Genomic DNA, 16,581 nt, shown 5'->3' on the forward strand with positions numbered 1-16,581 from the left:
CATGACGAGCGGGCTGGCCCCTGCGGCGGCCGCCGAGAGCCACGCGATCGCGATGCATGGCGCCCCCGCGCTGCCACCCGACTTTACCCACCTGCCCTACGCCAATCCCGACGCTCCCAAGGGCGGCCGCCTGGTCCAGGGTGTGATTGGCACCTTCGACAGCCTCAATCCCCTGATCATCAGGGGCGTCCCCGTGCAGCAGGTCAGGGGCTACGGCTACGAGCGCGGTTATGTCTACGAAAGCCTGATGGCGCGGGGCAATAACGAGCCGTTCACGCTGTACGGCCTGCTCGCGCGCAGCGTCGAGACCGACGACGCCAGAAGCTATGTGACATTCCACATCGATCCCCGCGCCCGCTTCTCGGATGGACAGCCGGTACTGGCCGACGACGTGCTGTTCTCGCTGGCGCTGCTGCGCGACCACGGCCGTCCGATGCACCGTCAGTATTATTCGAAAGTCGCAAAGGCCGAGGCGCTCGACCCGCTCACGGTCCGGTTCGGTTTCGGCGGCGTGGCGGATCGCGAATTGCCGTTGATCCTCAGCCTGATGCCGATCCTGCCGCGGCACGCCATCGACCCCGAAAAATTCGAGGAAACCACCTTGGCGCCGCCGATCGGGTCCGGCCCCTACCGCGTGACGGCGGTCAAGCCCGGCGCCAGCGTGACCTTCACGCGGGATCCCAATTATTGGGGCCGCGACCTGCCCATCAACCGCGGCCTCTGGAACTTCGACGAGATCAGGCTCGATTACTACCGCGAGGCCAACGGCATGTTCGAGGCCTTCAAGCGCGGCCTGTATGACTTCCGGACCGAGACCGAACCGCTGCGCTGGCACGACGGCTATGACTTCCCGGCGGCGCGCAACGGCGAGGTGATCCGCGACACCATCAAGATCGGCACGCCGCGGCCGTCTGAATTCCTGGTGTTCAACAGCCGGCGGCCGAAATTCGCCGACCTGCGGGTGCGTCAGGCACTCGCGATGCTGTTCGATTTCGAATGGGTCAACCGCAACTACTATTTCGGACTGTTCTCACGCGCCGGGGGTTTCTTCGCCGGATCGGATCTGTCCGCCTATGGCCGCCCCGCCGACGATCGCGAGCTCGAGCTGCTCAAGCCATATCTGTCGCACATCCAGCCCGATATCCTCGACGGCCGCTATCGTCTGCCGGTCACCGACGGGTCGGGGCGCGACCGCGGCCTCCTGCGCAGTGCGCTCGCGCTGCTCGCCGAGGCGGGCTACGCGCTCGACGGCACGGTCTTGAAGCAGCGCTCGACAGGGACGCCGCTGCGCATCGAGATCCTGGTGACGACGCGCGAGCACGAGCGGATCGCCCTCGCCTATCAGCGTGACCTGAAGCGGGCCGGCATCGAAGCCGCGGTGCGGGTGGTCGACGCGGTGCAGTTCGAGCAGCGCCGGGTCGGCTATGACTTCGACATGATCCCCATCCGCTGGGACCAGTCGCTGTCGCCGGGCAACGAGCAGTGGTTCTACTGGAGCAGCCAGGCCGCCGATGTGCCGGGCACAAGGAATTACATGGGCGCCAAGGATCCCGCCATCGACGCCATGATCGCGGCGCTGCTCGCGGCGCGCGAGCGGCCGGCCTTCGTCTCGGCGGTGCGGGCGCTGGACCGGGCCCTGATGTCGGGCTTCTACGCTATCCCCCTATTTAACTTGGGAGAGCAATGGATCGCGCGCTGGAATCGGATAGAACGGCCTTCGACCACGGCGTTGACGGGCTACCTGCCGGAAACCTGGTGGCAGAAGCCCGCCGCGCAGTCCAAGTGATTTCCAAGTGATTTGCGACCCGATGCGGCATGATCTGGTCCGATCGAAGCGATGCAACCGACGTTGAACCCGTGAACCAGTCGATCACCTCGCCAACGCTCGATACCCTGTTCAAGCGCACTTTGTCGCGGCAGCCCGAGGCGCTGGCGCTGGTCGACCCGCTCAACAAGCAGCGCATCACCGGACAGACCCGCAAGCGCCTGACCTATGCCCAGGCCGACCGCGCGATCTCGGCGATCGCCGCCCACTTCGTGCAGAGCGGATTGCCGGCCAACACGGTGATCGCCGTGCAGCTGCCCGGCACGGTTGAATTCGCCCTGACGGTCCTTGCCGCGCATCGGGTCGGCCTCGTGGTGGTGCCGCTGCCGCTGCTGTGGCGGCAGGCCGAGCTGACGTCCGTGCTCAACCGCACCGCGGCGCGGGCGATCGTCAGCTGCGGCCGGATCGACGGCGTCTCCTATGCCGACATCGCCATGAACGCTGCGGCGGAAGCGTTCTCGATCCGCCATGTCTGCGGCTTCGGGAGCGATCTGCCCGAAGGTATGGCTTCGCTCGACCAGGCGATCCTGGAGGACTCCCGGGCCTCGCGCCCGATGATCCAGGACGGCCGCAAGCCGGCGCTGATCTCCTTCGACGTCACCAGCGAAGGTCTTCGTCCGGTGCCGCGGGCGCATTTCGGCCTGATCGCCGGCGGGCTCGCGATGTCGCTGGAGAGCGATCTGCCGCAAGGCGCCACCATCATGTCGGCGTTCGCGCCGATGTCGTTCGCCGGCATCTGCGCGTCGCTCGTGACCTGGCTGCTGTCGGGCGGAACGCTGGTGTTGCACCACCCCTTCGACGAGGACGCGTTCGAGACCCAGTTCAACGATCACACCTGCAATTCGCTGATCGCGCCGGCGCAGCTCGCGCTGCGGCTCGACGAGCGCGGCCTGTCGGAGCGCCTGCCCAGCCTGCGCACCGTGATCGGCCTCTGGCGTACGCCGGAGCAGGTTGCCTCCAGCGCGCACTGGAGCTCGCGGCGGGTGGCCATGACCGATGTCTATCTGTTCGGCGAGGCCGGGCTGTTCGGCGCCCGCCGTACCGCCGAAGATGGATCGCCGGCCCTGATCAAGCCGGGGCCGCACAGCGCGCCGCGCGAAGCGCCCGGCGCATCGGTCGCCGGCGAGATCCTGTTGACGCCGAAGGGCACGCTCGGCCTGCGCGGCCCGATGGTGCCGGTCGCCGCCTATGCGCCGCCGCCTCCGCCCGGCGACAGCCTGATCGCGCCGCCGCCGCGCGATTTCGTCGACACCGAATATGCCGCACGGGTCGATCGCGCGACCGGGGCCGTCAACATCACCGCGCCGCCGTCGGGGGTGATGACGGTCGGCGGCTACCGCTTCCTCGCCCAGGAGCTGCAGGAGTGGTCGCGCCGCCTCGGCCAGGGGGCGCTGCTCACCGCATTGCCGGACCGTCTCAGCGGCCACCGGCTGGCCGGACGGGCACAGGACAATGCGCGCGCCCGCGACGCCCTCACAGAACTTGGTCTTAACCCCTTGATGGTCGAGGCATTTCGCGACCGTGGCGGCGCCGGGTTGAGTTAAAATCTTATCATTGTGTTAGTCTTATCATTGTGTTGACGCCGCATTAAGCCATGCGAACTAGCATCGCAGCCGTTGCTGATCTTAAGCATTGGTTTCGAGCGTTCGAATGTCCCAACAAGGTCCGGTCCTCATCGTATCGGCGTCGACAAAGCCGTCGTTTGCCGCGGCCCTCGATGAGACGAAACTGTTCCCGGTCGTGGTCACCGACTGGAACGAGGTCGGACGGGCCATCGAGCAGGTCAAGCCGGCCGCGATCATCGCGGCCGCCGAGGGCGTCGACTTCGTCACCCTGTCGGGTCTCGCCAAGCGCGCCGCCGCCCGCGCGCCGTATCTGCCGCTGATCGCGGTCGATCCCGCGACCACCCTGCCCGACACCGTGATCGCATTCTTCCAGAACAAGGGTCTGCCGGATCGGCTGGTCGCCCGGCTCAACGCGTCCTTACGCGTTCGCGCGCTGCATGCAACCGTGATGCGCCGCCTGGTGCCGCCTGCGCCAATCGCCTTGTCTGACATCGATCCGATCGGAGAGGCCACCGCGCTATTGATCGGCCGCGGCGGCGCTTATCCGACGCTGTCGGTCGCGCTCGGCGAACGGGCCGGCGTAGTCGGCGCGCTCAGCATCGAGGCCGCCGCCAAGCATCTCAGTAGCCGCGACATCGACGGCATCGTGCTGGCGGAGGGCTTCACGCCGCGGGTGATGGATGCGTTCCTGACCGTGCTGACCGAGGACGTCCGCTTCCGCCCGTTGCCCGTGATCGTCGCCTCGGGCGAACTGACGCCGCGATACGAGTTGCCCAATCTCGAGATCGTCACGGCCGGGCCGACCCGCATCGCCGACATGGCGCTGCCGATGATCCGCCAGCACGCCTTCGAGGCGCGGCTCGGCCGCATGCTGAAGGCGATCGACGCCAAGGGCCTGATCGATGCCCGCACCGGCCTGCTCACCAAGGTCGCGTTCGAGCGCGACTTCGCGACCGCCGTCTACCAGACCGCCGAGCGCGGCGGCGCGCTCTCGGTGGCGCGCTTCACCTTCGACGACGCGCAGCCGCGCGCGCAGTTCGACGGCGCACGGATCATCAGCCGGCTGATGCGCCGGGCCGATTTCGGCGCGGTCCATGACGAGCGCTCGCTGGTCGTGGCATTCGCCGGCACCGACCTGCGCAACGCGCAAGCGATCACGCGGCGCCTGGCGAGCGTGATGCGCCACACCCAGAACGGCCGCCGCGATGCCCGCTCCGAGCCCGCCGTCAGCGTCGCAACGCTGATGCCGGGCGATTCCGCGCTATCGCTGCTGGGGCGTTTGTTCGGAGCGCCGGAGCGCGCGGCGTCGTAAGGCCCGCGGATTTTAGGGCACGGTCATCGTCGGCGCAGCATGACCCATCAAGCCGCTGCGATTTCAGTCCGGCAACAGCCCCATGCCCGCGGCAAGCAGCACGAGAGCCTCCATGATCATATGGGCGCAGAGCTGGGCGGCCATCCCCTGAACGTCCTGTGGCGGGCTGACCGTGTTGAAATCCATCGCGACGATATTCAAGCCTGAAAGGCTGCGCAGCAATTCGATCCCCTCGCGGGCCGACAGGCCTCCCCAGGCGGGCGTGCAGACGCCGGGAGCAACCGATGGATCGAACACATCCATGTCCCAGCACAGATAGACCGGCCGCGCGCCGACGACCTGGCTGAATTCCGCGACGGTCTGCGCGAAACCGCGCCGCATCAGCTCCTCGATCGTGACGACGCGAAATCCGAGCGACCGCGTATGTTCGAGCACACCCGGGCAATAGGTGAATCCGCGCACGCCGATGTGCCAGGATCGGCCGGCGTTCACCACGCCCTCCTGCGCCGCGTTGGTGAACTGCGTGGCCGCATTGTACCGATCGTCCGGCGTATACGGATATGCATCGGTATGGCTGTCGATATGCAGTGCGACGAGATCCTTGTGATACCGGGCGGCGGCCCGCATCAGCGGAAGCGAGACCGAACCGTCGCCGCCGATCCCGACCGGCACCGCGCCAAGCTCGAGAATCTGGCCAGCGGCAGCCTCGATCTTGACAAAAGCGTCTTCGATGCGTCCCGGCACCAAGGCAACATCGCCGGCATCGACCGCCCCCAGCAATGACAGCACATCGACGTCGGCGAGCGACGGATGATAGCGGCGAATGAGCCGCGACTCCCGCCGGACCTCCAGCGGACCTTGCCGGGCGCCGACGCGGAACGGATGCGTGCCGCAGTCGAACGGCACGCCGAGCACGGCAGCGCGGCTGCCCGGCCGCGGTAACCCCGCCGGCAATCCCATGAATGTTTCCGGACCCACGAAACCCGCCACGTCGCTCATTCTCTGTTCTCTCTTGTCAGCATGTCGAAGGCGGTCAGCGCGTGCACGCGCGACACCGTCGCCAGTTCGGCGATGTCAGCGTACTCGTCCGGCGCGCCCATGTTGTGAGGTGTCGGTCCATAGACGACCGTCGGGATTCCGGCCATGCGAAACCAGCGCGCATCGGAGCCGCCGACGCGCATGTTGATCGCCGGCGCCCTGCCGATGATGTCCGTCGCCGCAGTTGCGCAGCGCGTGACGATCTCGTCACCGGGGTCGGTGTGATTGGGTTCGAAGCAGCGCAACACGCGCCATGTGATGCCGGGCAGATCGAGCACCTCTCGCAACAGCGCGAGAACAGCTTCCGACGTGACGCCGACCGGCAGACGCAGGTCGATGGCCGCTCGCGCATGGCTCGGCACCAGGTTCGGTGACGAACCGCCACTCACCGTTCCGATGTTGACCGTGACGCTCGACAGGACGTCGGCTTCGCCGGCGCCGCACAACGGTTCGGAGACAGGCCTTGCGCGGCGGATGGCGTCGGCGACATTGACCGGCATCGCAACGGCCAGGCTGCGCAGCTCACTCACTCTGTCCAGCGCTTCGCGCAAGCGATCGATCGCATTGATGCCGAGATGGACATGCGCGCCGTGCGCCGCGCTGCCCTCCGCCTCGATCTCGATCCAGAGGAATCCCTTCTCGCCGAAGCGCAGCACCATCGGCGAACCGGCGTCGCCAATGATCACGGCGTCGCCCCTGGCATGGGAGACCTGGTCGAGCAGGTATTTGGTCCCGTACGGACCCATGCTTTCCTCGTCGCCGGCGAGCGTCAGCACCACCTCTCCCGCCCATGCCTCGCGCTGCTCGGCCAGCGCGACCATCGCGGCCATCGATGCCGCAATGCCGCCCTTCATGTCGGCCGCGCCGCGGCCGTAAAGGCGGCCGCCCACGACCTCTCCGTCGGGATTGACCGACCAGCTCATCCGCTCGCCCAACGGATAGGTGTCGAGATGGCCGTTGAACACGATGCGGCGGCCGGGGGCATGGCCCTTGATCCGCGCGACGACGTTGACGATCTCGGCTGTCCCCGGATGCAGCTCAACCGCAACGCCCGGCACATGCGCCCTGAGAAGATCGGCCGCCAGCGCCGCCACGGCGCGCGTGTCGCCGTCCGGATTTGGCGACGGCACTCCGATCAGCCGCATCGCCAGCTCGACGACCTGGCCGGTCCGATCGCTCGAAACCGCGCGGCGAACTTGATCAACGTCGTGCAAGGCGCGCTTCCCATATGCGGATTGAGTGGGTGAGCGGCCAGCAGATCGCGAAATACACCACCGCGATGAAGGTGAATATTTCCAGCGGCCTGAACGTTGACGACGACAACTCCATGCCGCGCCGCGTGACCTCGCCGACCGACACCACGGACGCAAGCGAGGAATATTTGATGAGCTGGACGAAATTGGCGGCCAGCGGCGGCAGCACGCTGCGAATCGCCTGCGGGCCAACGATCCGCACAAAGCTCTGCGCGGGCGTCAGGCCGAGCACCTGTGCCGCCTCGCGGTGCCCGACCGGAACGGTCTGGATGCCCGCCCTGAAGACCTCGGAGATGAACACCGCCGAATAGAGCGAGAGACCGAGGATCGATGCGGCCAGCGCATCGATCCTCACATTGAAGACGATCGGCAGCACGTAATAGACCCATAGCAGCTGCACGAGGATCGGCGTATTGCGGACGATTTCGCCGACCGAAAGCGCGATGATGCGCGCGATGCGGAAACGGGACATCTGCATGATCGCGATGACGAGCCCCAACAGGGTCGCCACCACGAGCGTGACAATTGAAATGAAAAGGGTCATTTCCATGCCGGAGGCAAGAAAGCCCAGATTGTTCGGGATGACGTCCCAGCGAAAGCTGTAGCTTTGCATCTGATGTCTCAGGGCGCGACGATCGGTCCGAGCTTGTTCTTCTCGGCGGCGGCCTTGAGCCGGCCGTCGAGCTTGATGGTGCGTACGAACAGGTTCACGTAGTTCAGCCAGATCTGGTCACCCTGGTTCATGACGTACGCGTAAGGCGTCACGGACAGGTTTTCCGGCGGCGCCACCGTCGTGGTCCAGTCGAACTGGGCATTCATTTTGATCGAGGCCGGATAATCGGTCATGACGACGTCGACGCGTTGCGCCATCAGCTCAGCCTGGGTCGTGGCCGGAGGTGCGACCGCGAGGGTCTTGGCGTTCTTGAAGTAGGACCTCATGAAGTTCTCGACATAGCTGCCGAGCGAGACGCCGGCATTGACGCCCGGCTTGTCGATATCCGCCCAGGATGTGATCGGGCCGCCCTTGCGCACGACGGCATAGACGCCGCTCGTCAGATACGGGTCCGAGAACGCGACGGCCTGCGCACGCTTCATCGTCGCCCCGACGCCGAACATGCCGAGATCGCATTTGTTGGCCTGCAGGTCGGCGATGAAACTGCCAAAGCTGGTCTCCACATAGTCCAGCTTCACGCCCATGTCCTTGGCGAGCTCCTTGGAGAGATCGATGTCGATCCCCTCGAGCTGCCCGCTATCTGGATTGCGGAACGAAATTGAATAGTACATCGGCCAGATGCAGACCCTGAGTACCCCGCTCTTGGTGATCTCGTAGAGGCGCGACTGCGTCTGCTGGGCAGCCGCCGGCGTCATCGAGAGAAAGAGCGCGCAAACGAAGGCAAGTCGGCGCAGATTTGGCATGAGCTTCAATCTCCTGTCGTGCAGTGATCACTCGTCAAACTGATTGAGAAAGCGCTTGGCGCGCTCGGTTGTCGGCCGTTCGAAAAAGGCGGCCGGCGTGCCTTGCTCAACGATCATCCCCTCGTCCATGAACACGACATCGCTCGCCACGCGGCGGGCGAAGCCCATCTCGTGCGTCACCACGAGCATCGTCATGCCTTCGAGCGCGAGCGTGCGCATGACCTGCAGCACCTCGCGGCGAAGTTCGGGATCGAGAGCCGACGTCGGCTCGTCGAACAGGAGTATCTTCGGCTGCATGGCAAGCGCCCGGGCGATCGCGACGCGTTGTTGCTGGCCTCCGGACAGCCTGGCCGGATAGGCATCGCGCTTCGCCTCCATGCCGACCTTCTGAAGCAGCCGTTCGGCCGTGACGACCGCCTCATCCCGGCTGACCCCGCGCACGCGCATCGGGGCCTCGATGATGTTTCCCAGCACCGTCATGTGCGGCCACAGATTGAACTGCTGGAACACCATTCCGATTTCCGGCCGCACCTTGCGGGCAGCGAGCCGCACATCGGACGATGGCCGGGCCTGCGAGACCGTCGCCCCCTCCATCACGACGCGCCCGTCGGAAGGAGCCTCCAGCAGCGCCATGCATCGCAGAAGGGTCGTCTTGCCTGAGCCGCTTGGACCGATGATGCAGGTCGACTGCCCGGTGCCCAGCGCAAGATCCACGCCGTTCAGAACGGTGTGGGCGCCGAAGCGTTTGACCACCGCTTCGGCGGCCAGGACCGACGCGGCGCACGATGCGTGGCTTGTGTTCATCCCCGCAGACCCTCCAGACGACTTCATATCGAAACATAAGCAAATATAATGCCAATGCTCGTCACGCTCAGATTGCGGTAACACTATCTGGAATTTCGCCGGCGTGATGTGCGAAAATTCCTTGTATTATTGGCGTTTCCCTTCATGCTCATACCACGAGCGACATCGAAACGATATATAGATATTGGTTATGGATCGGCGTCTTGTTGAGATTTTTCATGCTGTTATGCAGCATCGATCGGCAACCGAGGCCGCGCGTGCACTCGGGGTATCGCAGCCGGCTGTGAGTGCGGCCTTGAAACGGCTGGAGGCAGATGTCGGGTTTGCGCTGTTTCGCCGGGAGAGCCGCCATATCGTGCCTACGCCGGAGGCGCATCTGTTGCACAATGAAGCGATCCGGGCGCTCGCCGGGTTTGCCGAACTGGAGGACGCCGCTGCCGGAATCTCCGCAGGCAAGCGCGGCGTTCTGACGATCGCGAGTCCGGGACCTGGGATAGTCTGGCTTCCGGGCGTCGTCAGCCGCTTCCAGCGCGAGCGCCCGTCAACAACGATCAGGCTCCTGACCCGAAGCTCCGAGAATGTCCGGAGCCTGGTCTCGGCGCGTGCATTCGACTTCGGAGTCGCCGAGCCGCCGTTCGACCGCACCAATGTCGTGTTGCGGCGCTACCGGATGTCGCTCGACTGCGTGATGCCTGCAACGCATGCACTGGCTGACCGGAAAGTCGTCACTCCCGATCTTCTCGAGCGACATGATCTGATCATCACCTCGCAGAGCCGATCGACCTATGCCGCGGTATCGCGCGCCTTCGAAGCCAGCGGTACGCCGTTTCATCCGGCGATCGAGTGTGAATTCTTTGCCGTCGCGCTCAACCTCGTCATCGATGGCGCGGGCGTCTGCCTCGTCGACGCGCTCAGCGCGTCCGAAACGCTCAGGCGAACCAGCGGTGCGAGCAAGCTCGTCGTCCGCCCCTTCGCGCCGGCGATCCACTACGAGGTCGGGGTCCTCAAGCCGACGATCGGCGAACTCAGCGTTCTCGCCGAGCAGTTCCTGAAACTGCTCGACGACCACGTTGCGCCCTATTTGATCCGATCCTGAGCGGGGGCTTGCGTCGAACCGCGTGTCAAGCCGCCTTCTTGCTCTCGGCGAGATTGGCGAGCTGGCGCAGTATCTCGGTGGTGCCGGCGAGCCGCTCTTCGGGCGTATCCCACTCCTGGAAGAACACCACCTTCATATCGGGCCGCACCTTGGCGGCCTGGCCGTGCTGGCGGATGAAGCTCACCAGCCGCTCCGGATGCGCAAAGCTGTTGTCGCGGAATGCGATCACGGCGCCCTTCGGGCCGGCATCGACCTTCCCGACATTGGCCCTTCGGCAATAGGCCTTGATCGCCGCGACCTTGAACAGATAGCGCACCTCGTCCGGCAGCACGCCGAAGCGGTCGCGCATTTCGGCGGCGAAGGCGTCGATGTCCTCGTCGGTGTCGAGATCGGCGAGCCGGCGATACAGCGACAGCCGCACGCTGAGGTCGTTGACATAGTCCTCGGGGATCAGGACCGGCATGCCGATCGTGATCTGCGGCGACCAGCGGTCGGCGGCCGGCTCGGCGACGCCGGCCTTGAGGTTGACGATCGCCTCCTCCAGCATCGACTGGTACAGCTCGAAGCCGACTTCCTTGATGTGGCCGGATTGCTCTTCGCCGAGCAGATTGCCGGCGCCGCGGATGTCGAGGTCGTGCGAGGCGAGCTGGAAGCCGGCGCCCAGCGTCTCCAGCGACTGCAGCACCTTAAGCCGCCGCTCCGCCTGCGCCGTGATCTTCTGCTGTGCCGGCAGTGTGAACAGCGCATAGGCACGCAGCTTAGAGCGGCCGACGCGGCCGCGCAGCTGGTAGAGCTGGGCGAGGCCGAACATGTCGGCGCGGTGCACGACCAGCGTGTTGGCGTTCGGGATGTCGAGACCGGACTCGACGATCGTGGTCGAGAGCAGGATGTCGTACTTGCCGTCGTAGAACGCGGACATGATGTCCTCGATCACGGTCGGCGGCATCTGGCCGTGGGCGACCGCGACTTTCATCTCCGGCACGTTCTTGTCGAGGAAATCCTTGACGCCGGCGAGGTCCTCGATCCGCGGCACGACATAGAACGCCTGGCCGCCACGGTAGCGTTCGCGCAGCAGCGCCTCGCGGATCATCAGGGGATCATGCGGCGCGACGAAGGTGCGCACTGCAAGGCGATCGACCGGCGGCGAGGCGATGATCGAGAGCTCGCGGACGCCGGTCAATGCCAATTGAAGGGTGCGCGGGATCGGGGTCGCCGACAGCGTCAGCACATGGACCTGGGCGCGCAGCTGCTTCAGCCGCTCCTTGTGGCTGACTCCGAAATGCTGCTCCTCGTCGACGATCAACAGGCCGAGGTCCTTGAACTTGATGGTCTTGCCGAGCAGCGCATGGGTGCCGACGACGATGTCGACGTTGCCGTCGGTGAGCCCCTTCTTGACCTGGTTGAGCTCCTTGGTCGACACCAGCCGCGAGGCCTGCGCGACATTGACCGGGAAGCCGCGGAAGCGCTCGGTAAAGGTCCGCGAGTGCTGACGCGCCAGCAGCGTGGTCGGCACCACCACCGCGACCTGCCTGCCCTCCAGCGCCACGGCGAACGCCGCGCGCAGCGCCACCTCGGTCTTGCCGAAGCCGACGTCGCCGCAGATCAGCCGGTCCATCGGGCGGCCGATCTCGAGATCCTTCAAGGTCGAGGTGATGGCCCCTAACTGATCCTCGGTCTCCTCATAGGGGAAGCGCGCGCAGAACTCGTCATAGACATGCGGTTGCAGCGGGAATTTCGGCGCCTCGTGCAGCTGCCGCTCGGCCGCGATCTTGATCAATTCGCCCGCGATCTCGCGGATCCGGTTCTTCAGCTTGGCCTTGCGTGCCTGCCAGCCGCCGCCGCCGAGACGGTCGAGCTCGACATTGGCGCTGTCGGAGCCGTAGCGCGACAACAGCTCGATGTTCTCGACCGGCAGGAACAGCTTTGTTTCGGCGGCATAATGCAGCTCGAGACAGTCATGCGGCGCGCCGGAGACTTCCAGTGTCTGCAGCCCGACGAAGCGGCCGATGCCGTGCTCGACATGGACCACGAGATCGCCGGTTGCAAGGCTCGTCACCTCCGAGATGAAATTGTCGAGCTTGCGGCTCGCCTTGCGCGGCCGCACCAGGCGGTCACCGAGAATATCCTGCTCGCTGATGACGGCGAATTCGTCGGTCTCGAAGCCGGATTCCATGCCGAGCACGGCCAGCATGGTCTCGTTGCGCGGCGTCGCCTGCACGATCCGCCAGGTGTTGACGCTGGTCGTGTTCAAGAGCTTGTGGTCGCGCAGCATCGCGCCCATGCGGTCGCGCGAGCCCTCGCTCCACAACGCGATCACCACCTTCTTGCGCTGTGACTGCAGCGCGCCGACATGGCCGACCACGGCCTCGAACACGTTGACATTGCTGTCGGCGCGTTCGGGGGCGAAGTTGCGGCCCTGCCGCGCGCCAGCGTCGAACACGTCGGGCGTGCCTTCGGGCACCGCGAACGGCGTCAGCCGCGCCAGCGGCGCATCGCCGAGCAGCTTGGTCCATTCGGCCTCGGTCAGATAGAGCTGGTCCGGCGGCAGGGGCTTGTAGACCGCGCCGCTGCCGGGATGCTCAAGCGCCTCGCGCCGCGCGTCATAGTAGTCAACGATCTGCGAGAAGCGTTCGCGCGCCGCGTCCTCGCCCTGCGGCTCGATCGCAACCGTCGCGCCGTCGAGATAATCGAACAGCGTGTCCATCCGCTCCTGGAACAGCGGCAGCCAATGCTCCATGCCGGGGTGACGCCGTCCCTCGGAGACGGCTTCATAGAGCTGATCGTCGCGCCCCGGCGCGCCGAACGCGGCGACATAGCCCATGCGGAAACGCCGGATGGTTTCGGTGGTGAGCTGGAATTCCGACACCGGCACGAGATCGAGCCCGCGCATGTCGAGCAGCGTGCGCTGGGTCTCGGCATCGAAGGTGCGGATCGATTCCAGGCTGTCGCCGAAGAAGTCGAAGCGCACCGGCTGGTCGAGGCCGGCCGGAAACAGATCGAGGATGCCGCCGCGCACGGCATATTCGCCGGGCTCGCGCACCGTGGACGAACGGGTGTAGCCATTGTGCTCGAGCCAGGCCACGACCGAATCCATCGGCACCACATTGCCTGGCGCAACCGACAGCGCTTGCGCTGCGACCTGATCGCGCGCCGGCACCCGCTGCACGGCCGCATTTACCGTGGTGAGCACGATCAGCGGCTTGTCGCTGCCGACCAGCCGCGACAACTTGGCCAAAGCGGTCAGGCGTTGCGCCAAAATGCCGGCATGCGGCGAGACGCGGTCATAGGGCTGGCAGTCCCAGGCCGGAACCTGCATCACGGCGATATCGGGCGCGAAGAACTCCAACGCGCGGGCGAGCTGCTGCATCCGCGCGCCGTCGCGGCACACCACGGCAAGGCTCACCGCCGGACGCTTCGGCTGCGCCGCGATGGCGCGCGCCAGATCCGAGATGACGAGCCCTTCGGCGCCCTCCGCGACGTTGGCGATGGTCAGCACCCGGCCGGGCGCGAGCATCGCGGCCGGTGATTTCATCGGCTGTTTCATGCGCTGGGATCCGCGACCCGGAACGCCTTGATGCGGGCAAACAGCGCGGTGGCATATTCGGCCGGCAGCACCTTGTCGCCGGTCAGCGCCGCATAGAGGTCCGGATCCGGCACCTCGATCAAATGCTCGAGCTCGCCGAGCTCGTGGTCGGACAGTTCGCCAATGGTCGCGTCGGCGAAGCGGCCGAGGATCAGGTCCATCTCCCGGGTGCCGCGGTGCCAGCAGCGAAACAAAAGCCGCTTGCGGCGGTCATCGAGCCCGCTGCTCGATCGTGTCGAACCCGTCATGTCCCAAAATCCATCCAACGCCAAAAGCCCGGACGTGCCGGGCGCGTTTGATATAGCCATGGCGATGGCCGATGTCAGCCCTCATTCGCCGCGTTTTGGGGTTTCCGTGGGCGCATGCCGTCGCCGGGCTTCTGCGCCCGTCGAAGCCTTGTAGACGGGACCCGGCCGACATCAGCTCCAAAAAAAGACGTGGATGCCCGGCACAAGGCCGGGCATGACGGTGTGAAACGGTCTTGGATTCGTCGATGCGCCCAGCCCTGATCAATCCGCTGTTTGCCCAGGTCACGACCCTGCAAGGGGTCGGCCCGAAGCAGGACAAGCTGCTGCGCTATCTGCTCGACCGCAGCGAGACGCCGCGGCTGGTCGATCTTCTGCTGCATCTGCCGGCGAGCGTGATCGACCGCCGCGCCCGGCCGAAGATCCGCGACGCCGCGGTCGGAACCATGGTGACGCTCGAGGTCACAGTCGACCGCCATCGCCCGCCGCCGCCGCGCAATTCGCGCGCGCCCTACCTTGTCTACGCCAGCGACGACACCGGCGACATCGTGCTGACCTTCTTCCGCGCCCAGCCCGGCTATGTCGAGAAGCTGCTGCCGGTCGGCGAGAAGCGCTACGTCTCCGGCACGCTGGCGATGTATGACGGCATCCCGCAGATCGTGCATCCCGATCGCGTCGTCGATGAAGCGGGCTTTGCGAAACTGTCCGGCATCGATCCGGTCTATCCGCTGACCGAGGGGCTTGCGATCGGGTCGCTCCGCCGCGCGATCGCGCAGGCGCTGACCAGGCTGCCGGATCTGCCGGAATGGATCAGCCCCGAGGTGCTGCGCCGATGCAACTTCCCGCCGATCAGGGAGGCGCTGAACCGCGTGCATGTGCCGGTCGAGCTGACCGACATCCTGCCCGACGGTCCGTTCTGGTCACGTCTCGCATTCGACGAGCTGCTGGCCGGCCAGCTCGCGCTCGCCCTGATCCGCGCCACGCTGCGCCGCCCCGCCGGTGTGCGCAACGCCGGCGATGGTCATCTGCGCCGGAAGATCATCGATGCCCTGCCCTATGCGCTGACCAGGTCGCAGCAAGAGGCGGTCGCGGCGATCATCGCGGACGTGCAGCAGCCGGTGCGGATGCTGCGCCTCGTGCAGGGCGACGTCGGTTCCGGCAAGACCGTGGTAGCGCTGCTGGCTGCCGCCGCGGTTGCGGAAGCCGGCAAGCAGGCCGCGCTGATGGCGCCGACCGAAATCCTGGCGCGCCAGCACATCAAGACCATCGCGCCGCTCGCCGAGAGCGCCGGCCTACGCGTTGCGATCCTGACCGGCCGCGAGAAAGGCAAGGAGCGCCGCGAGCTGCTGGCACAGCTCGAGGCCGGCGAAATCGATCTGTTGGTCGGCACCCACGCGCTGATCCAGGACGACGTGATCTATAAGGCGCTGGCACTTGCCGTGGTCGACGAGCAGCATCGCTTCGGCGTGCGCGAGCGCCTCGCGCTAACTTCCAAAGGCGAGGCCGTCGACGTGCTGGTGCTGAGCGCCACCCCGATCCCGCGCACGCTGGTGCTAACATATTTCGGCGACATGGACGTCTCGGAGCTGCGCGAAAAGCCCGCCGGCCGCCAGCCGATCGACACCCGCGCCGTGCCGATGAGCCGGATCGAGGACGTGATGGACGGCGTCGGCCGCGCGCTCGGCGCCGGCAAGCTGGTCTACTGGATCTGCCCGCTGGTCGATGAATCCGAGGCCGAGGGCACCGAGCACCTCACCAACGCGACCGAACGTTTCGAGAGCCTGCAGAAGCGGTTCGGCGATCGCGTCGGTCTCGTGCACGGCCAGATGAAGGGCACCGAGAAGGACCGCGTGATGACGCAATTCGCCGCGCACGAGATCGGCCTCCTGGTCGCGACCACGGTGGTCGAGGTCGGCGTCGACGTGCCCGCGGCGACCATCATGGTGATCGAGAACGCCGAACGTTTCGGGCTTGCGCAGCTGCATCAGCTGCGCGGGCGCATTGGCCGCGGCTCGGAGGCCTCGACCTGCCTTCTGCTCTACAAGGAGCCGCTCGGCGAGATGTCGAAGGCGCGGCTGAAGGTGATCCGCGAGACGACGGATGGATTCCGGATCGCCGAGGAGGATCTGAAGCTGCGCGGCGAAGGCGATGTGCTCGGCATCCGCCAGAGCGGCCTGCCCGGCTACCGCATCGCGCGCTCCGAAGTGCACGGCCAGCTCATCACCCAGGCCCGCGACGAGGCGCTGCGGATCATGAAGGACAATCCGAAGCTGAAGGGCGAACGCGGCGAAGCGCTGCGCGTCCTGCTCTACCTCTACGAACGCGACGAGGCCGTGCCGCTGATCGGCGCGGGGTAGCGGCCAGCCCCGTCATTGCGAGCGCTCTACCCATCGTCATTGCGAGCGTAGCGAAGCAATCCATCGTTCCGCATATGCGGAAGCGTG

General features: G+C 66.1%; 12 protein-coding genes. 5 read left to right on the plus strand and 7 right to left on the minus strand.

From position 1 onward, the window contains the following. Position 1 precedes the first annotated feature (1 nt). The 3 genes from J6525_RS25655 (at position 2) to J6525_RS25665 (ending at position 4,702) form a co-directional block, all read left to right on the plus strand. Positions 2-1,786, plus strand: coding sequence for an extracellular solute-binding protein (locus J6525_RS25655; protein WP_225646764.1), 1,785 nt, complete (start codon positions 2-4; stop codon positions 1,784-1,786). 29 nt (positions 1,787-1,815) lie between these two features. Next, on the plus strand, positions 1,816-3,369 hold the full coding sequence (locus tag J6525_RS25660) for an AMP-binding protein (RefSeq protein ID WP_225646765.1): 1,554 nt from the start codon (positions 1,816-1,818) through the stop codon (positions 3,367-3,369). Between the two features lie 106 nt (positions 3,370-3,475). Beyond that, complete coding sequence (locus tag J6525_RS25665; RefSeq protein WP_225646766.1) at positions 3,476-4,702, plus strand: GGDEF domain-containing protein; 1,227 nt, start codon at positions 3,476-3,478, stop codon at positions 4,700-4,702. A gap of 63 nt (positions 4,703-4,765) precedes the next feature. On the opposite strand, the gene J6525_RS25670 is transcribed toward J6525_RS25665, so the two are convergent. The 5 genes from J6525_RS25670 to J6525_RS25690 are packed head-to-tail and all read right to left on the minus strand — an operon-like array spanning position 4,766 to position 9,213. Beyond that, a complete protein-coding gene (locus J6525_RS25670) occupies positions 4,766-5,701 on the minus strand; it encodes an arginase family protein (RefSeq protein WP_197971312.1) in 936 nt (311 codons plus the stop codon). Further along, the gene (locus J6525_RS25675; RefSeq protein ID WP_225646767.1) at positions 5,698-6,954 is read right to left on the minus strand and encodes a M20/M25/M40 family metallo-hydrolase; all 1,257 of its coding nucleotides are present in this window, start codon (positions 6,952-6,954) and stop codon (positions 5,698-5,700) included. The genes J6525_RS25670 and J6525_RS25675 overlap by 4 nt, the downstream gene beginning before the upstream one ends. Further along, entirely contained in the window at positions 6,941-7,606 is a 666-nt protein-coding gene (locus J6525_RS25680; RefSeq protein ID WP_092084788.1) for an amino acid ABC transporter permease, read from the minus strand. Before J6525_RS25680 ends, J6525_RS25675 begins: the two co-directional genes overlap by 14 nt. A gap of 8 nt (positions 7,607-7,614) precedes the next feature. Then, positions 7,615-8,409 (minus strand): ABC transporter substrate-binding protein, encoded by a 795-nt coding sequence (locus tag J6525_RS25685; RefSeq protein ID WP_225646768.1) that lies wholly within the window; start codon positions 8,407-8,409, stop codon positions 7,615-7,617. Positions 8,410-8,436: 27 nt separating this feature from the next. Then, on the minus strand, positions 8,437-9,213 hold the full coding sequence (locus tag J6525_RS25690; protein ID WP_092084790.1) for an amino acid ABC transporter ATP-binding protein: 777 nt from the start codon (positions 9,211-9,213) through the stop codon (positions 8,437-8,439). A gap of 190 nt (positions 9,214-9,403) precedes the next feature. Between J6525_RS25690 and J6525_RS25695 the strand changes: the two genes are divergently transcribed. After that, entirely contained in the window at positions 9,404-10,309 is a 906-nt protein-coding gene (locus J6525_RS25695) for a LysR family transcriptional regulator (protein WP_076828905.1), read from the plus strand. Between the two features lie 25 nt (positions 10,310-10,334). Here J6525_RS25695 and mfd read toward each other — a convergent pair whose 3' ends face one another. Then, positions 10,335-13,853, minus strand: a complete 3,519-nt coding sequence (gene mfd, locus J6525_RS25700; protein WP_225646769.1) for a transcription-repair coupling factor — start codon at positions 13,851-13,853, stop codon at positions 10,335-10,337. Beyond that, positions 13,850-14,140 (minus strand): FAD assembly factor SdhE, encoded by a 291-nt coding sequence (locus J6525_RS25705; protein ID WP_028332052.1) that lies wholly within the window; start codon positions 14,138-14,140, stop codon positions 13,850-13,852. Before J6525_RS25705 ends, mfd begins: the two co-directional genes overlap by 4 nt. 245 nt (positions 14,141-14,385) lie before the next feature. On the opposite strand from J6525_RS25705, the gene recG reads away from it, so the two are divergent. Beyond that, entirely contained in the window at positions 14,386-16,494 is a 2,109-nt protein-coding gene (gene recG, locus J6525_RS25710; RefSeq protein ID WP_225646770.1) for an ATP-dependent DNA helicase RecG, read from the plus strand. Positions 16,495-16,581: the final 87 nt, after the last annotated feature.

This window comes from Bradyrhizobium australafricanum (assembly GCF_020329495.1).
Lineage (GTDB): Bacteria > Pseudomonadota > Alphaproteobacteria > Rhizobiales > Xanthobacteraceae > Bradyrhizobium > Bradyrhizobium australafricanum.

Coding starts and splice junctions, on each gene's coding strand:
- J6525_RS25655 (WP_225646764.1), top strand. CDS start 2: ATGACGAGCGGGCTGGCCCCTGCGGCGGCCGCCGAGAGCCACGCGATC.
- J6525_RS25660 (WP_225646765.1), top strand. CDS start 1,816: ATGATCTGGTCCGATCGAAGCGATGCAACCGACGTTGAACCCGTGAAC.
- J6525_RS25665 (WP_225646766.1), top strand. CDS start 3,476: ATGTCCCAACAAGGTCCGGTCCTCATCGTATCGGCGTCGACAAAGCCG.
- J6525_RS25670 (WP_197971312.1), bottom strand. CDS start 5,701: ATGAGCGACGTGGCGGGTTTCGTGGGTCCGGAAACATTCATGGGATTG.
- J6525_RS25680 (WP_092084788.1), bottom strand. CDS start 7,606: ATGCAAAGCTACAGCTTTCGCTGGGACGTCATCCCGAACAATCTGGGC.
- J6525_RS25685 (WP_225646768.1), bottom strand. CDS start 8,409: ATGCCAAATCTGCGCCGACTTGCCTTCGTTTGCGCGCTCTTTCTCTCG.
- J6525_RS25690 (WP_092084790.1), bottom strand. CDS start 9,213: ATGAACACAAGCCACGCATCGTGCGCCGCGTCGGTCCTGGCCGCCGAA.
- J6525_RS25695 (WP_076828905.1), top strand. CDS start 9,404: ATGGATCGGCGTCTTGTTGAGATTTTTCATGCTGTTATGCAGCATCGA.
- mfd (WP_225646769.1), bottom strand. CDS start 13,853: ATGAAACAGCCGATGAAATCACCGGCCGCGATGCTCGCGCCCGGCCGG.
- J6525_RS25705 (WP_028332052.1), bottom strand. CDS start 14,140: ATGACGGGTTCGACACGATCGAGCAGCGGGCTCGATGACCGCCGCAAG.
- recG (WP_225646770.1), top strand. CDS start 14,386: ATGCGCCCAGCCCTGATCAATCCGCTGTTTGCCCAGGTCACGACCCTG.